Source organism: Burkholderia crassaminum (assembly GCF_964265005.1).
In the GTDB taxonomy this organism is placed as follows: domain Bacteria; phylum Pseudomonadota; class Gammaproteobacteria; order Burkholderiales; family Burkholderiaceae; genus Burkholderia.
In genome coordinates this window covers 2,975,626-2,989,508 of record NZ_OZ183800.1, presented here as the reverse complement: position 1 = coordinate 2,989,508, position 13,883 = coordinate 2,975,626, and the positions used below count along the sequence as shown (strand labels likewise).

Sequence of the window (13,883 nt, the reverse complement as noted above, 5' to 3'; positions counted from 1 at the left end):
GAGGCAAGCCGACATGACGCGACACGACATCGAATTCCTCTCCGAATCCGCCACGCTGCGAGGCTGGTACTACGAGCCGGCGCAGCGCATCGCCGGTACGGAAGCGTATCCGGCCATCGTGATGGCGCACGGCTTCTCCGGTGTGAAGGAACAATACCTGGACCGCTACGCCGAGGTGTTCGCCGCCGGCGGTTTTGGCGTGCTGCTCTACGATCACCGGAATTTCGGCGCGAGCGACGGGTACCCGCGCCAGGAGATCGACCCCGTGCAACAGAAGCGCGGCTATCGCGATGCGATCAGCTACCTGCTCACACGCCCGGACGTCGACGCCGCACGCATCGGCATCTGGGGCACCAGTTATAGCGGCGGCCACGTGCTCGAAGTCGCGGCCATCGACCGGCGTGTCAAATGCGTGGTGTCGCAGGTGCCGACGATCAGCGGGTATCAGTCGGCATTGCGCCGCACGCGTGCCGATCTGGTGCCCGCGACGCTGGCCCGCTTCGATGAAGATCGCAGACAGCGATTCGCGGGCGGCCTGCCGGCGATGTTGCCGGCAGTCAGTGCCGACCCCGAGACAGCCTGTGCGATGGCCGGCGCGGATGCGTACCGGTTCTTCACCGAGTCGGCGGCGCGGTGTGCGCCGAACTGGAAAAACGAAGTGACGCTGCGCAGCGCCGAGATGTCGCGCGAGAACGAGCCGGGCCAGTATGTGGATCGCATCTCGCCAACCCCGTTGCTGATGATCGTGGCCGACCAGGACCTGTTGACGCCAACCGACCTGTGCCTGAAGGCGTGGGAAAGCGCGCTGGAGCCGAAGCGCTTGCTCCAGATCAAGGGCGGACATTTCACGCCGTATATCGAGCATTTCGACGAAACCAGCCAGGCGGCGGTGGCGTGGTTCACGCTGCATCTGTCCGGCGCGCGCTGACCTGACTTGTTGCAGCGCGGGCGCGCGGTGTCTACGGCTTGCGTTAGTGGCGACACTGCCGGCTTCGACGGCGATTGCGTTTGCGGGGAAAGCGGCAGGCGGAGGCGCGACTGCTTTCATCCACCTGCCCGAAGCAACGCCAGTGAACGGAACGCCGGGCCGTTGCACGGGCTCGCGGACGATGTGTCACCACTTGCCCGCACACGATGGCGGCCGACGCTTCGTTATATGGAGTAATAGCTGTAATTTGGCCTGAAATGTTCTTTGCGGCGACTCGGGCTAGACTGGTCCCGCCTTGATACCCCCCCAAGGTGTTGTGTGTTCTCGGCTTGGCCCGCGCTCAGGTGCGGGCCAACTTTTTCGGGCGGGCGCCACCGGCGGCCGAACGATCGCCGACCGGATGCACATTGGAGGAAACATAGCGTGACAGACCGCCCGACAGTCCGCGATGCCGGTTCGCTCGTGCGGATCGCCGCGTTGAGCGCGGCGACGGCAGCCGCGATGGTGTCCGCCGTGCCGGCGGCATTCGCGCAAGCCAGTGAGCCCGTGACGAGCAGCGTGTTCGTGCACCGTTCGTACGATACGGGCAATAGCGCGATCAACGAGAACTTCCAGTACATCGCGCATCCGCCAATACGGCCGGTTGCCGCGAGCGCGCCCCCGGTCGCGCATGGCGCGCACCGCGGCCGCCGCGGACAAGCGGGCACCACGAATTCGGCGGGCGCAACCGGCGGCGGGTCGAACAGCGCGGCCGTTCCGCTCCCGACCATGCCGACGGATGCGTCGCCCGGCGCCCCCGTTTCGCAATAGCGATCTCTTTACGAACCCTTTCAGGCAAGCCTGGCGATCGACGATCGGTCGCAATGTCGTGCGCGATCGTTGGTTATCGCCCGGATCATGATGACGTCAGGCAGCACGGTGTGACCGCTCGATGAGGGGTGAGCGGGATTCTCCTTGTATCTCGCTCGTTGGCCCGACTGTGTCGGGCTTTTTTTGTTCGAGAGCGGGCAGGTGTGCCGTCGACGGCCGCATGTGGCAACATCGCGATGATTTGCGCATCAGATCCGGGTGCCGGCCGGCCCATCCATCCGCGGGGGAGTCATGTTTGACCATGTCAAATTCGGCGTGAGCGACTATGCCGCCAGCAAGACGTTTTTCCTCAACGCGCTCGAACCGCTTGGCGTAGTGGTGGTGGGGGAGGGCGAGCCGTCGTACGGCATCGAGATGTCTCCGCCGGGCAAGCCCTCGTTGTGCCTGTTCCAGACGACGGAGAAACCGGCGCATCTTCACATCGCGTTCGTGGCCGACAACCGCCAGCAAGTCGATGCGTTCCATCGCGCGGCGCTGGCGGCAGGCGGGAAGGACAATGGCGCGCCGGGGCTGCGGCCGCACTATCACGCGAACTACTACGCGGCGTTTGTCATCGGGCCGGATGGGCACAATATCGAGGTGGTGTGTCATCAGGCGCAGGCGTGATTCCCTGTCGAGCAGCATGGGGCGGCGAGGTCACGCGTTGATGGACGGCGGTCGACCGATGCCTTCGAATCGATGAGCGAACGCATGCTTCATACGAGCTACGGAGTTTTCTGCGATGAGTGACATCGCCATTGACATACCTTTTCCCGTCATCGCGATTATCCTGGGGGCCATCTACTGGCCCGTGACGCTTTGCGTTGGCGCTGTCGCGTTATATGTCGGCGCGACTCGTCTGCGCGGTATCGGGCGCGTTGCGTGCGTCGTCATTGCACTCCTGTTCATCGTTGATGCCGGCGCGGGGATCTATAAGTCTCTCCGGCAGGGTGTGAGTGCTTCGCACTAGCGCACGGCGTGCGAGGCGTTTTCGGCTTGGGTGTGCAGATACGTCGGACAGCGAGCGATCAGGAGCAGGCGCCGGGTTGGTCAACCAGTAGCGGAAAGGCAGCGTAGAAGAATGACGAGAAATCGCGGTGCAGGAATGCACGCTGACAGCGGTGCGGGCATGTTTTCCTTGCGGGTACGGGCCGTACTTTTGCGGGCGGTTTTATTGATCCCCTTGGCATACAACTGCCAGGCCCACGGCGAAGAGCCGGTGCCGAAGAACATCACGCCGGCAAGCTCCGGATATAAAACGGAGATCTTCAATCTTGTCGACCCGGACGGAAATCAATCCGGCACGGCGATCGGCCGGACGGTATCGACCGCGTTCGACAACTTCCTGAATCTGGCCGGCCAGGATTCGAAAACGCTTCGAAAGCGCTTGCTGAGCGGCCCCGCGACGGAAGGGACACGCTGGCAAATCGGTGAGTTTCGCGAATGGCTTTATCACCTTTGCCAGGCACACCAGTGCAACGTGACGAACGTCGCCCTGCTTTACGATGAGCAGTCGCACCGCACGGCCGGGCGGCTGCTGTACCGCTGCGAGCCGAAGTGGCTCGGGAATCCGAGCGCTGCGGAAAGAGCGCTGATCGAGCGTGAATATCCCGTCAAGATCGACCCGGACGACGCTCGAATCTTTTGCAGGAAGCCGTGACCGGCGGCTGACGGTGGGGCCGTGACCGTACCTGTGGCGATTGCGGATGGACTACACTCGGCCGACACTCGCTGCGGCGTGAAATCGACCAGCCGCGAATACGATACGAACACATTCCGGGGCGGGGGCCGCTGGCTTCCTGAAAGAGACGATGCCAATCAGCAAATTGAAGGCCATGCCGGCGTTTCGCGCCGACGCACCGCTGCAGATCCGTCACGCTATCGCGCTCTTCACGATTGTCTGGCTCATCGAGGCCGGATTCGCCGTCTGGCTCACGATGCTGGGTTTCGACCAGGCTGGCGAAGTACCCGCGGCGAAAGCAGTGCTCATGCGTCAAGGTGCTGCGTTCGTCGGGATAGTCCAGGCTTTCTGGCTTTTGCTGAACGCCAGCCTGATCGTGGGCCTCTGCCAGCGACAAAAGCTGGCGCGGACGCTGGAACTGGCGCTCACGATCGTCACGACGATGGCCCTTATCGTGGCGGGGCTCCCTTTCAGGCTGAGCCTGATCGAAGTGGGCTTTTTCGCCAATGCGATCGCAACCGTGCTCATTTTCACGGGCCCGTGTACGCGCTGGTTCCAGGCTGTCGCTTCATAAGCGCGCCGCGCCATCGGCTTACTGAGCGAGTGCCTGCTGTCGAACATGCGATTTGGCGGGATGGCGGCTTTCGAGCCGCGACGTGAAGACTCCACGGAGAAACGGGCGGTGACCTCGAAAAGCATCCGCAGGGCAACGGCAGACGACGTACCGGTGCTGACGCAGATCCGGAATGATGCACACGCGAAGAAGCTCACGTACGGCGACCACATGTGGGGCAAGGAAGGCGATGGATTTTCCGAACGGTGGGTACGGAGCAACGTCGCTGAAAAGGACGTGTATGTCGTCGAGCTGGACGGCACGTTGGCCGGAACGTTCTCGCTCGGCTTCGACGAGGACAAGCACTGGGGGCCGCAGGAGCCGATCGCCGGTTACGTGCACGGGCTTTGCGTGCGGCAAGGCTTCAACGGGCTCGGGCTCGGCGGCTTCATGCTCGACTGGTGCGCTCGCAAGGTGAGCAGCGTGAACCGGCGTTTTGTTCGGCTCGATTGCGCCGTTGAAAACGTGACGCTCTGCGCTTACTACGAGTCGCTTGGCTTTGTTCGCGTCGGGTTGAAATCGGACGGGATTGTCTGGTCGCTGTACGAGAAACCGGCTGGCTAGCTTTCAACTGGAACCCCGGTCAATTCACCCGGACGCTTCAACCCACCGCTGTACCTCGAGAACACGCATGCGAGCCGAACTGCGCGACCCCGTCGACCACGACAAGCTTCGACACCTGCTGCCGCTGACGCGCGCCGTATTTCAACTGCACGAGAACGGACGCGAATACGCAGCGGAGTTGCAGCAGATTGCCCGATTGCTGGGTGACGACGTCGATCAAGTCGATGTGCTTGGCGCGTTCGGCTCGACGAGTGCCGACGGATTCGCGAAGCAACTGGCAATAGACTGGCAAACCCTCCCGACCGATCTGTCGGAGCCCGAGCTTCTGGAATTGCTTGACGCCGTATGTGCGTGTCGCGGCGACCAGGCGCTGATGGATTACTGGGTTCGATGTCTGTCGGTCAACACCGGCGATGCCCGCATTTCGGACCTCATCTTCTGGCCCGAAGCCTACTTCGGCACCGGATACGACGGGCGGGAGCTTTCTCCGGCCGAGATGCTGGAGGTGGTTCTCCGCAAGTGGCGCACGGAATGAAGCCGGCGATGTCCATCGTCGAAAGCTCCGCAACCGACATTCGCGACGCGGATCGCGCGAAGACCTGGAAGATTGTTCCGACGCCCCGCAACCGCCCGCCCCCCCTTCGATTTCCCTTGCCCCTGACGCTACGTCAGCTTTTATGGTCGACACCGACGACTGGGAAACTATGCGACTGAAAATCGGCGATCTGGCGAAGAAGGCGGGGCTGAGCGTTCGGGCCTTGCATCACTACGATGCAATCGGGCTGCTGTCGCCATCGCAGCGCACGGACGGCGGCGCGCGCCTGTATGGGCGGGACGACCTCATCCGGCTGCATCGGATCGAGGCGCTGAAACGCTTCGGGTATTCGCTGCCGGACATCAAGGCAAGCCTCGACGGCCAACTGGCCGGCTCACCGCTTCAGCTTCTGCAGCGCCAGATCGCCGAACTCGATGCGCAGGCATCGCGCGCGCAGCGCCTCAGTCGTCACCTGCAATACATCGTGGACATGATCGCCGCCGGTGACGAAACCACGGCGACCGACTGGCTGAACGCTCTGGAGCTGATGAACATGATCCAAAAACACCTTGATGACGACGAGCTCGATGCGTTGCTGGCATCCGGGCCGGATACGATCGCGCCGACGGATCCGTCGTGGGCCGCGCTGATCGAAGACGTTCGCGTTGCCCGGCAGCAGGCACTGCCGGCCGACAGCGAGGCCGCCCAGGCACTGGCGTGGCGCTGGATCCGGTTCGTCGTCCGGATGACCCGCAACGACCCGACGCTCGCGACCAAGCTGATGATGATGCAGCTCGACGAGCCGCGCGCCGCGCAAATCGTCGGCATCACGGCGGAGATGCTGGCATGGATCGACGAAGCGTTCACGCACGCGCGCTGCGCGCTGCTTGCGAAGTACCTCGATCCGACCCAGGCCGACGAAGTGCGGCGGCGCCAGTTCGCCACCATCAAGCATCGGGCGTGGCCGGCGCTGGTGGTCGAACTGAGAGCGCACATGGATGCGGGCGTCGACGCCGGCGCCGCACCGGTGCAGGCTATCGTCAAGCGCTGGCAGCAGCTGTTTCTCGACAGCTTCTGCGGCGACGACGCAGCGCTGGAGGCACGTGTGCGCGATGCGATGATGCGCGAACCGGATCTGCAACTGGGCATCGGCCTCGACGATGCGATGCTGGCCTATCTGAACCGGGCGCATGTCGTCGGCCACGACACGACACCGGTGAACGCCGGGCCCAAGCCGAGTGCGTTGATGGTGGCAACGCAGCGGGCCGCGCACCAGTTGCTCGATCGGCCGCTGGTGCTCGACGATCCGGTCGCGCTGACCGTCCTCGGCGCGGCCGAGGCGCAGGCCTTGCGCGACAACCTCGACAAGTACCGCCAGCCAATGACGGTGGGCATGCGCAGCACGGTGGTCGTACGCAGCCGGCTTGCCGACGACGTCTGGACCGACGCGATCGAACGCGGCATCCGCCAGTACGTGGTGCTGGGCGCGGGGCTCGATACCAGTGCATACCGGCGGCCCGATGCGCCGGGGCGCGTGTTCGAGGTCGACCTGCCGGCGACGCAGGCGTGGAAGCAGGCGCGTTTGCGCGAGGCGGGCATGCCGGTGCCGCCGTCGCTGCAATTTGTGCCGGTCGATTTCGAGCAAGTCGGTCTCGGCGAAGGGCTGGCGCGCGCCGGTTTCGATGCCGATGCGCCGGCGCTGTTCAGTTGGCTTGGTGTGACGATGTATCTCGACGAGGCCGCGGTCATCGAGACGCTGCGCTTCATCGCCGGCTGTGCCAAAGGCAGCGAGGTCCTGCTCGAATACGTGATCCCGCTGCCGAGCCTGCCGCCGATCATGCGCATCGCGATGGAGCAGATGTTGGCGCGATTCGCCGAGCGTGGCGAACCGTGGAAGAGCTTCTTCGAACCTGCCGAGCTGACCGAGCGGCTGGCCGCGCTGGGCTTCAGCAGCAGCAACACGTGGACGCCGGACGCGTTGAACCGGCGCTATCTCTCGAACCGCGCCGACGGTCTGCATATCGGCGCGTCTCCGGGGCGTCTGGTTCTGGCCACCGTCTGAGGGGACTGGCCGGCGCGCATCGCCAACCGCGCCCGTTCATTCGACAGAAGCGGCCGGATCATCGACAATTCGCGACTATCAAAAACGTGAGAGAAGGGGGCAGGTGCATGCGCAAGGTCTTCAAGTCGCTCGGAGTGATCTTGAGCATTTCCGTCGCCGGCATCGCGGGTGCCCAGGCCGCATCCGGCGAACCGGCATTCCCGCGCTTCACTCAGGCCGAGGGCCGGCAGGATTCAGACGGGCTCCCGCTGTCCGGCGTGAAACTCTGTGTGCTCCCCGACCGTGCGCCGTGCTTCGAGATGCCGCCCGTGCCGCTTCCCAATTCGTCGAAGGAGCTTTACCAGTTCGGACTGATGCCGCGCTCCGAACGGTTGCCGATTGCGGCGGGCGGCTCCTGGGTTTTCTTCTCGGGGATGTTTTCGGGTGGCGGCAGCGGGATGCTGGAGCGCGTGGCGATATTGCGTTACGGCGCGAACGGCAAGATCGAGAACCTGATGCCGGAAGTCACTCAAACGGAGTCCGCTGATCGCGCGATGTGGAAGGTGCCGGACGTGTCGCCCTATCCGGTGTTCGTTCGGGCGGACTTCGTGTGGGCCGACGACGAGGATCATTTCGCCAGGCACTTTTTCATTGTCGACGCGTGGGCGTTCGATCCCGCCATCGGGCAGTACCGGAAGCGGTTTTCCTACCGCACCGCGAAGCGCTATGACCGCGGCGAGGGCTCGGATCATGTGCTGAGCGCCGAGCGTGCGGACATTCTGCGTCGCCTCGCCGCCAGCAAGTAGCCCGGGGCGCGTGCGCCGAACTCCGGTCGAAACGCCCGTCGGTTGCCGGCGGGGGCGAGCGGCCGTTCAGGTCGCCTCCCGCAGCCTTATCGCTGCGCGTCCCCGTAAGTCTCCCGGCATACCTCGCGCAACGCGTCGACGAGCAGATCCCGCGCGGGCGAGCGCGAATCGGCAGCGCGGGTAAACAGCGCGATGGGCGGGAGCGTCCAGACCAGCGAGTACGGCACGATCGCCACGCCGGCGATCCGCACCAGTTCTTCCGCGATATCGGCGGGCACGATCGATACGGCCTCGTCGCTCGACGCGATCATCTCGCCGATCAGCTTGGACGAGTAACTTTCGACGATCGGAACGGGCGGCGGGATGCCGGCCGACAGGAACAGGTCGGTGACCTGTTCCCGCATCGGCGTATGCGGTGCGCCGAGAATCCAGTCGAGCGCGTGCAGCTTGTGCCAGTCCAGTGCGGTGCGGGCCAGTTTCGCGGCAAGACGCCGGCTCGCGATCATGCGCGGCTGCTGCTGGTACAGCACTTCGAAGGAGACCTGGCCCAGGTCGATCGCCGACGACGCCCGCCCGATCACGATGTCGACGCTGTGATCCTTGAGCTGCAGCAGGAGCTGATCGCTGGTGCCTTCGTGAATCGTCACGGTCAGGCGCCGTTCCATGCGCGCCTGCAGCCGCTTGAGCGCCGCCGACAGCATCTGCCCGGAAATGAACGGAATCACGCCGATGTGCAGGTGGGCCGCATGCCCGGCGGCGACGGCCTCCATTTCGCGGGCGAGGTGGTCGAGATCCTTGATCATCGCCTTCGCCCGCTCGAGCACGACCGCGCCGAGCGCGGTGGGCCGCATGCCGCGCGACGAGCGCTCGAAGAGCGGCGTGCCGAACATGCTCTCCAGCTCGGACAGCGCGTTCGTCACGGCCGGCTGGCTGCTGGCCATGTGCTCCGCGACGCGCGTCAGCGACCCGTGCTGCTGGATCTGCAGCAACAGCACCAGGTGCCGCATTTTCAGGCGGGCGCCTAGCCGCCTGACCACGTCGTTCGCGTCAAAAGTCATTGACTAGTCACGTATTCATCATGAAAAAGTGATGGACCGATATTAAAACAGAATCATCACCTTATGGCGGATCCCTAGAATCACCTTCATGGATCGCGCCGGGACTGGCCTGGCGCCCGTGCCCGGATCGAAAAACATGAAACAGACTGAGACACAGCAGCAGGCAGCGTTCGACTATCACGAATTTCCGACCCCGGGGAAGATCTCGGTTGTCGCCAGCAAGCCGCTCGTGACCCAGCGCGATCTCGCGCTGGCCTACACGCCGGGCGTGGCGGGTGTGTGCGAGGCGATCGCCGCCGATCCGCTGCAGGCGCACCGTTTCACGAGCCGCGGCAATCTGGTGGGCGTGATCACGAACGGCACGGCCGTGCTGGGTCTGGGCAACATCGGCCCGCTCGCGTCCAAGCCGGTCATGGAAGGCAAGGCCGTGCTGTTCAAGAAGTTCGCGGGGATCGACGTCTTCGACATCGAGATCAACGAAACCGACCCGGACAAGCTGGTCGACATCATCGCGGGCCTCGAGCCGACCTTCGGCGGCATCAACCTCGAGGACATCAAGGCGCCCGAGTGCTTCACGGTCGAGCAGAAGCTGCGCGAACGCATGAAGATTCCCGTCTTCCATGACGACCAGCACGGCACCGCCATCACCGTCTCCGCCGCGTTCATCAACGGGCTGAAGGTCGTCGGGAAGTCGATTTCGGAAGTGAAGGTCGTGACGTCGGGGGCCGGGGCCGCCGCGCTGGCCTGCCTGGACCTGCTGGTCGACCTCGGGCTGCCGGTCGAAAACGTGTGGGTGACGGACATCGAAGGCGTCGTCTATCGCGGGCGCACCGCGCTGATGGACCCGGCCAAGGCGCGCTTTGCGCAGGAAACCGATGCGCGCAAGCTGGCCGAAGTCATCGGCGGCGCGGACGTGTTCCTGGGCCTGTCGGTCGGCGGCATCCTGAGTGCCGACATGCTGAAGGCGATGGCGCCGCGCCCGCTGATTCTCGCGCTGGCCAATCCCACGCCGGAAATCTTCCCGGAGCTGGCGCACGCGACGCGCGACGACGTCGTGATTGCGACCGGCCGCTCGGACTACCCGAACCAGGTCAACAACGTTCTCTGCTTCCCGTACATCTTCCGCGGCGCGCTGGACGTGGGCGCGACGACGATCACCCGCGAAATGGAGATCGCCGCGGTTCACGCGATCGCGGGGCTGGCCGAGGAGGAGCAGAACGAAGTCGTCGCGGCGGCCTATGGCGCGTACGACGTGGCATTCGGCGCGCAATACCTGATTCCGAAGCCGTTCGACCCGCGCCTGATCGTCCGGATCGCGCCGGCCGTGGCCAAGGCGGCGATGGACGGCGGCGTGGCGAAGCGCCCGCTGACGGATCTCGACGCGTATGTCGAGCAACTGCAGCAATTCGTCTACCACTCCGGCGCATTCATGAAGCCGCTGTTCGCGACGGCGCGCCGGCTGGTGCGTGACGGCGGCAAGGCACGGATCGTCTTTACCGAAGGCGAGGACGAGCGCGTGCTCCGCGCGGTGCAGGTGATCGTCGACGAGAAGCTGGCGCGTCCGATCCTGGTCGGGCGCCCGGAGGTGCTGCTGGCGCGCATCGAGCGCTTCGGCTTGCGGATCCGGCTCGGCCAGGATGTCGAGGTGACGAACCCCGAGTATGACGAGCGGTTCCCGCAGTACTGGACGAAGTACTGGGAACTGCGCTGCCGGGACGGCATCTCGAAGGAAATGGCGCGGGTCGAGATGCGGCGCCGCCTGACGCTGATCGGCGCGATGATGGTGCGGCTCGGCGATGCGGACGGGATGATTTGCGGGACGGTTGGCGAGTATCACAACCACCTGCGGTTCGTCGACGAGGTGATCGGGAAGAAGCCGGGCGCGTCCACGTATGCGGCGATGAACATCCTGTTGCTCGATCAGCGGACGGTCGCGCTGGTGGATACGCACGTCAACGACAATCCCGATGCGGAGCAGATCGCGGAATTCACGATTGCCGCGGCGCGTCAGATGGAATGGCTGAACCTGACGCCGAAGGCGGCGTTGCTGTCGCGGTCGAACTTCGGGTCGGGGAGTGCGGCTTCGGGGGTGAAGATGCGTCGGGCGCTGGAGATTGTCCGGGAGCAGGCGCCGGATATCGAGGCGGACGGTGAGATGCACGGCGACTGTGCGCTCGACGAGGGCTTGCGGTCGAAGCTTCTGCCGATGTCGCCGCTGAAGGGGGCGGCCAACCTGCTCGTTTGCCCGAACGTGGATGCGGGGAATATCGCGTACAACCTGCTCAAGACGGAAGCGGGCAGCAATGTGGCGGTGGGGCCGTTCCTGTTGGGCGTCAACGCGCCGGTGAATATTCTGACGTCCAGTGCGACGGTGCGGCGGATCGTGAATATGGCGGCGTTGACGGTGATTGAGGCGAATCGGAACACGTCTGCCTGAGCGGAAACCGGAAGGGGTGAATTCACCGGGCGTGGTGTGGTTCGGGGGTATTCGCCTCTTCAGCTGTTGATTCGAATGGGGTGTAACGCTCATGGTGTGAGTCGAAACGGTGTTCGGATTCGTCTGGGCGGTCAAATGAGAATGAGCATCCGCGAAAGACACCAGACTTCGATGCGCCATCTGGGCGATTTCGTTGATTCGCTGCATCGGCGGGTTGAATCCGCAGGCCAAAGCCGTGCTTTACGCCAGGCAGTCGAAAAGGACGGCTTGACTTGTCTGGACTCGACCGGTCGAGGATTGACGGAAACGCATCGGTTCGCGTTGACGCATCGAAGATGCGCGCAGAAGGTGCCGACCGAAGTCGATGCAATGCGGATGAACGCTCTATGATCGAGCGGTATGGCATCCTGCTGCCTTTGAGCGGGAGTCGCGTGTCGGGCCGGGGTGGCCGCAAACGCGACCACGTGAAGTTCCGAGTCGCCCGCCGAACCAGCCTGACTCCAACAGACTTTCCGCAGCGAACGGCTGCTTGCACCGATGCGTCAGATACCATTTATTGCCTTTGCGCTCTCGGCCCTCGTGCCCGGCCTGCTGTGGTCGTATATCACCGACGATCCCTGGTCGCTCAAATATTCCATTCCAATCGCCTGCTTCGGCACGGCAGTATTCGCAATTCCACAATATCTGCTGGTAGTGAAATACTGGCGCGTTTCCGTGATTTCGTCGTGTCTGTGTGGCGGTATTACCGGATTGTTGACGTGGATTGCCACCTATCTGATTTACACCTCCATCTGGGATGACGATCTTTTCAAAGCCGGTTTGTCGGCCGTTTTGGGATTCCTGGCGTTCGTATGCCTGGGGCCAGTGGCGGGATTTGTGTTCTGGCTAATGCATCGTTGGCAACGATCCGGAGGTTGAATCCACGTCCGGTCTCAACCCGTGTCGGCGCGCCGTGCGAGATGCGTGCACAGCACGTGCGGAGCGCGGTGAGGCGTGCGTGCTTCCCGGGCACGAGCTGGGCCGCTGTTTCCGGATTCGTGGCGGTATCCGGTGTCGCTGGCGGTTCCTTTCGCGGTGCTGCGCTCGTCAGTCGAGGCGGCCGCCACCCGCTTCGGACGTCCGCAATCGTTTGCACACAGCCTGCCACCCGGCCATCGGCTTTACCCTGAGACGCACCCACTGCGTCCCCGCGCCAACCTCCCGCTCCGATGGTGCAGCGCATTTAATCAGTATTTCGTAACAATTGACCGTTGAGACGCCCCGGCGCACCCGCATTGGATAACAATCCTAACTAAGTTTTGGGGCTCGATACTTCGCGTATCGTCCGATAATTATCTTTTATTTTCGTCTAAAATCGCGCTTCCTCTTACTTTTTAACGGAAAGCGTTTTGAAAGGACTGACGAAAAATCTCTCGCGCACGGCCATTGCCGCATGCGTCGCTTATGCCGGGCTCATGCCTTTATCCCGGCCCGCCGAAGCCCAGGTCGAACCTCTGAAGAATCCCGTCTACGGCGTGACCCTCGACGACCTGACCAAGCTGGACGCCATCATCGCGTCGCTGCAGAACCTGCCGTACAAGCCCACCGTGCGTGTCGTGTTCGATCCGGGTACGTCGGCCGCCGACTACTACGCGCCTCTGCTGCGCCTGCACGCCGTCGCGTACGTGATGGGCGAGGTTTACGATTCTTACTATTTCCCGACGGATCTCGCCACGTACAAGGCAAGAACGCAGGAACTGGTGTCGCAGTTGAAGAACACTGTCGACGTCTGGGAGATCGCGAACGAAATCAACGGCGAATGGCTGCGTAACGACCCGAGCGGCACGAACACCGTGGTCAACTCGGAAGAGCAGCAGATCGGCCAGATGGTTGCCGCGGCCAACACGATCGTGAAATCGAACGGCGGCAAGACGGCCATCACGCTGTACTACAACGACGACAGCAAGGGCAACAACTGCTGGGAGAAGCCGGTGGATTACTGGAAGACGTGGCCGACCACCTTCCTGTCCTCGACGGTCCGCCAGCAGGCCGACTACGCCCTGTTCAGCTACTACCCGTATCAGGATTGCCCGGGGCTGAATCCGACGTGGAAGAACGATTTCGCGGCGCTGGAAAGCATCTTCCCGAACGCGAAGGTCGGCTTCGGCGAAATCGGCACCTCGGATACGTCCGCGCCGGCGTCGGTGCAGCAGAACCTGATCAAGACGTACTACCCGATGGTCAACAGCATGACCGATCCGCGTTTCATCGGCGGGTTCTTCTGGTGGTACTACGCCGAACAAATGGTCCCGTATTCGACGAGCCCGTATTTCCAGCTGTTGCGTCAGACGATCATCACGCTCAAGTCGCCCAACTAAGCGATTGAGCCATC

Annotated in this window: 14 protein-coding genes; 13 read left to right on the top strand and 1 reads right to left on the bottom strand. The window is 63.5% G+C overall.

From position 1 onward, the window contains the following. Nucleotides 1-13: 13 nt before the first annotated feature. From ACPTTF_RS30460 to ACPTTF_RS30415, 10 genes are all read left to right on the top strand, one after another. Nucleotides 14-928: an alpha/beta hydrolase gene (locus ACPTTF_RS30460; RefSeq protein WP_423369416.1), complete on the top strand. Its 915-nt coding sequence runs from the start codon at nt 14-16 to the stop codon at nt 926-928. Nucleotides 929-1,351: 423 nt separating this feature from the next. Beyond that, nucleotides 1,352-1,738, top strand: coding sequence for a hypothetical protein (locus ACPTTF_RS30455; RefSeq protein ID WP_423369415.1), 387 nt, complete (start codon nt 1,352-1,354; stop codon nt 1,736-1,738). Nucleotides 1,739-2,029: 291 nt separating this feature from the next. Then, nucleotides 2,030-2,404 carry a VOC family protein gene (locus tag ACPTTF_RS30450; RefSeq protein ID WP_423369414.1) on the top strand — a complete coding sequence of 125 codons (375 nt, stop codon included), beginning with the start codon at nt 2,030-2,032 and terminating at the stop codon, nt 2,402-2,404. A gap of 115 nt (nt 2,405-2,519) precedes the next feature. Continuing rightward, complete coding sequence (locus ACPTTF_RS30445; protein ID WP_423369413.1) at nt 2,520-2,747, top strand: hypothetical protein; 228 nt, start codon at nt 2,520-2,522, stop codon at nt 2,745-2,747. 135 nt (nt 2,748-2,882) lie between these two features. Further along, nucleotides 2,883-3,437, top strand: coding sequence for a hypothetical protein (locus ACPTTF_RS30440; protein WP_423369412.1), 555 nt, complete (start codon nt 2,883-2,885; stop codon nt 3,435-3,437). A gap of 151 nt (nt 3,438-3,588) precedes the next feature. After that, complete coding sequence (locus ACPTTF_RS30435; RefSeq protein WP_166954939.1) at nt 3,589-4,032, top strand: hypothetical protein; 444 nt, start codon at nt 3,589-3,591, stop codon at nt 4,030-4,032. Nucleotides 4,033-4,092: 60 nt separating this feature from the next. Then, on the top strand, nt 4,093-4,635 hold the full coding sequence (locus ACPTTF_RS30430) for a GNAT family N-acetyltransferase (protein ID WP_423369411.1): 543 nt from the start codon (nt 4,093-4,095) through the stop codon (nt 4,633-4,635). Nucleotides 4,636-4,702: 67 nt separating this feature from the next. After that, the gene (locus tag ACPTTF_RS30425) at nt 4,703-5,170 is read left to right on the top strand and encodes a hypothetical protein (RefSeq protein ID WP_423369410.1); all 468 of its coding nucleotides are present in this window, start codon (nt 4,703-4,705) and stop codon (nt 5,168-5,170) included. Nucleotides 5,171-5,339: 169 nt separating this feature from the next. After that, nucleotides 5,340-7,232, top strand: coding sequence for an SAM-dependent methyltransferase (locus ACPTTF_RS30420; RefSeq protein ID WP_423369912.1), 1,893 nt, complete (start codon nt 5,340-5,342; stop codon nt 7,230-7,232). A 107-nt stretch (nt 7,233-7,339) separates the two neighbouring features. After that, entirely contained in the window at nt 7,340-8,017 is a 678-nt protein-coding gene (locus ACPTTF_RS30415; RefSeq protein ID WP_423369409.1) for a hypothetical protein, read from the top strand. 86 nt (nt 8,018-8,103) lie between these two features. On the opposite strand, the gene ACPTTF_RS30410 is transcribed toward ACPTTF_RS30415, so the two are convergent. After that, on the bottom strand, nt 8,104-9,075 hold the full coding sequence (locus tag ACPTTF_RS30410; RefSeq protein WP_423369408.1) for a LysR substrate-binding domain-containing protein: 972 nt from the start codon (nt 9,073-9,075) through the stop codon (nt 8,104-8,106). Nucleotides 9,076-9,211: 136 nt separating this feature from the next. Between ACPTTF_RS30410 and ACPTTF_RS30405 the strand changes: the two genes are divergently transcribed. The 3 genes from ACPTTF_RS30405 to ACPTTF_RS30395 all read left to right on the top strand — a co-directional run bounded on the left by ACPTTF_RS30405 (nt 9,212) and on the right by ACPTTF_RS30395 (nt 13,869). After that, on the top strand, nt 9,212-11,512 hold the full coding sequence (locus tag ACPTTF_RS30405; protein ID WP_166954929.1) for an NADP-dependent malic enzyme: 2,301 nt from the start codon (nt 9,212-9,214) through the stop codon (nt 11,510-11,512). A gap of 537 nt (nt 11,513-12,049) precedes the next feature. Further along, entirely contained in the window at nt 12,050-12,430 is a 381-nt protein-coding gene (locus ACPTTF_RS30400) for a hypothetical protein (protein WP_423369407.1), read from the top strand. Nucleotides 12,431-12,966: 536 nt separating this feature from the next. After that, entirely contained in the window at nt 12,967-13,869 is a 903-nt protein-coding gene (locus ACPTTF_RS30395) for a hypothetical protein (RefSeq protein WP_423369406.1), read from the top strand. Nucleotides 13,870-13,883 lie beyond the last annotated feature (14 nt).

Excerpts from the sequence above, each read along its gene's own strand:
- ACPTTF_RS30460 (WP_423369416.1), top strand. The coding sequence starts at position 14 with ATGACGCGACACGACATCGAATTCCTCTCCGAATCCGCCACGCTGCGA.
- ACPTTF_RS30450 (WP_423369414.1), top strand. The coding sequence starts at position 2,030 with ATGTTTGACCATGTCAAATTCGGCGTGAGCGACTATGCCGCCAGCAAG.
- ACPTTF_RS30445 (WP_423369413.1), top strand. The coding sequence starts at position 2,520 with ATGAGTGACATCGCCATTGACATACCTTTTCCCGTCATCGCGATTATC.
- ACPTTF_RS30440 (WP_423369412.1), top strand. The coding sequence starts at position 2,883 with ATGCACGCTGACAGCGGTGCGGGCATGTTTTCCTTGCGGGTACGGGCC.
- ACPTTF_RS30435 (WP_166954939.1), top strand. The coding sequence starts at position 3,589 with ATGCCAATCAGCAAATTGAAGGCCATGCCGGCGTTTCGCGCCGACGCA.
- ACPTTF_RS30430 (WP_423369411.1), top strand. The coding sequence starts at position 4,093 with ATGGCGGCTTTCGAGCCGCGACGTGAAGACTCCACGGAGAAACGGGCG.
- ACPTTF_RS30425 (WP_423369410.1), top strand. The coding sequence starts at position 4,703 with ATGCGAGCCGAACTGCGCGACCCCGTCGACCACGACAAGCTTCGACAC.
- ACPTTF_RS30420 (WP_423369912.1), top strand. The coding sequence starts at position 5,340 with ATGCGACTGAAAATCGGCGATCTGGCGAAGAAGGCGGGGCTGAGCGTT.
- ACPTTF_RS30415 (WP_423369409.1), top strand. The coding sequence starts at position 7,340 with ATGCGCAAGGTCTTCAAGTCGCTCGGAGTGATCTTGAGCATTTCCGTC.
- ACPTTF_RS30410 (WP_423369408.1), bottom strand. The coding sequence starts at position 9,075 with ATGACTTTTGACGCGAACGACGTGGTCAGGCGGCTAGGCGCCCGCCTG.
- ACPTTF_RS30405 (WP_166954929.1), top strand. The coding sequence starts at position 9,212 with ATGAAACAGACTGAGACACAGCAGCAGGCAGCGTTCGACTATCACGAA.
- ACPTTF_RS30400 (WP_423369407.1), top strand. The coding sequence starts at position 12,050 with ATGCGTCAGATACCATTTATTGCCTTTGCGCTCTCGGCCCTCGTGCCC.
- ACPTTF_RS30395 (WP_423369406.1), top strand. The coding sequence starts at position 12,967 with ATGCCTTTATCCCGGCCCGCCGAAGCCCAGGTCGAACCTCTGAAGAAT.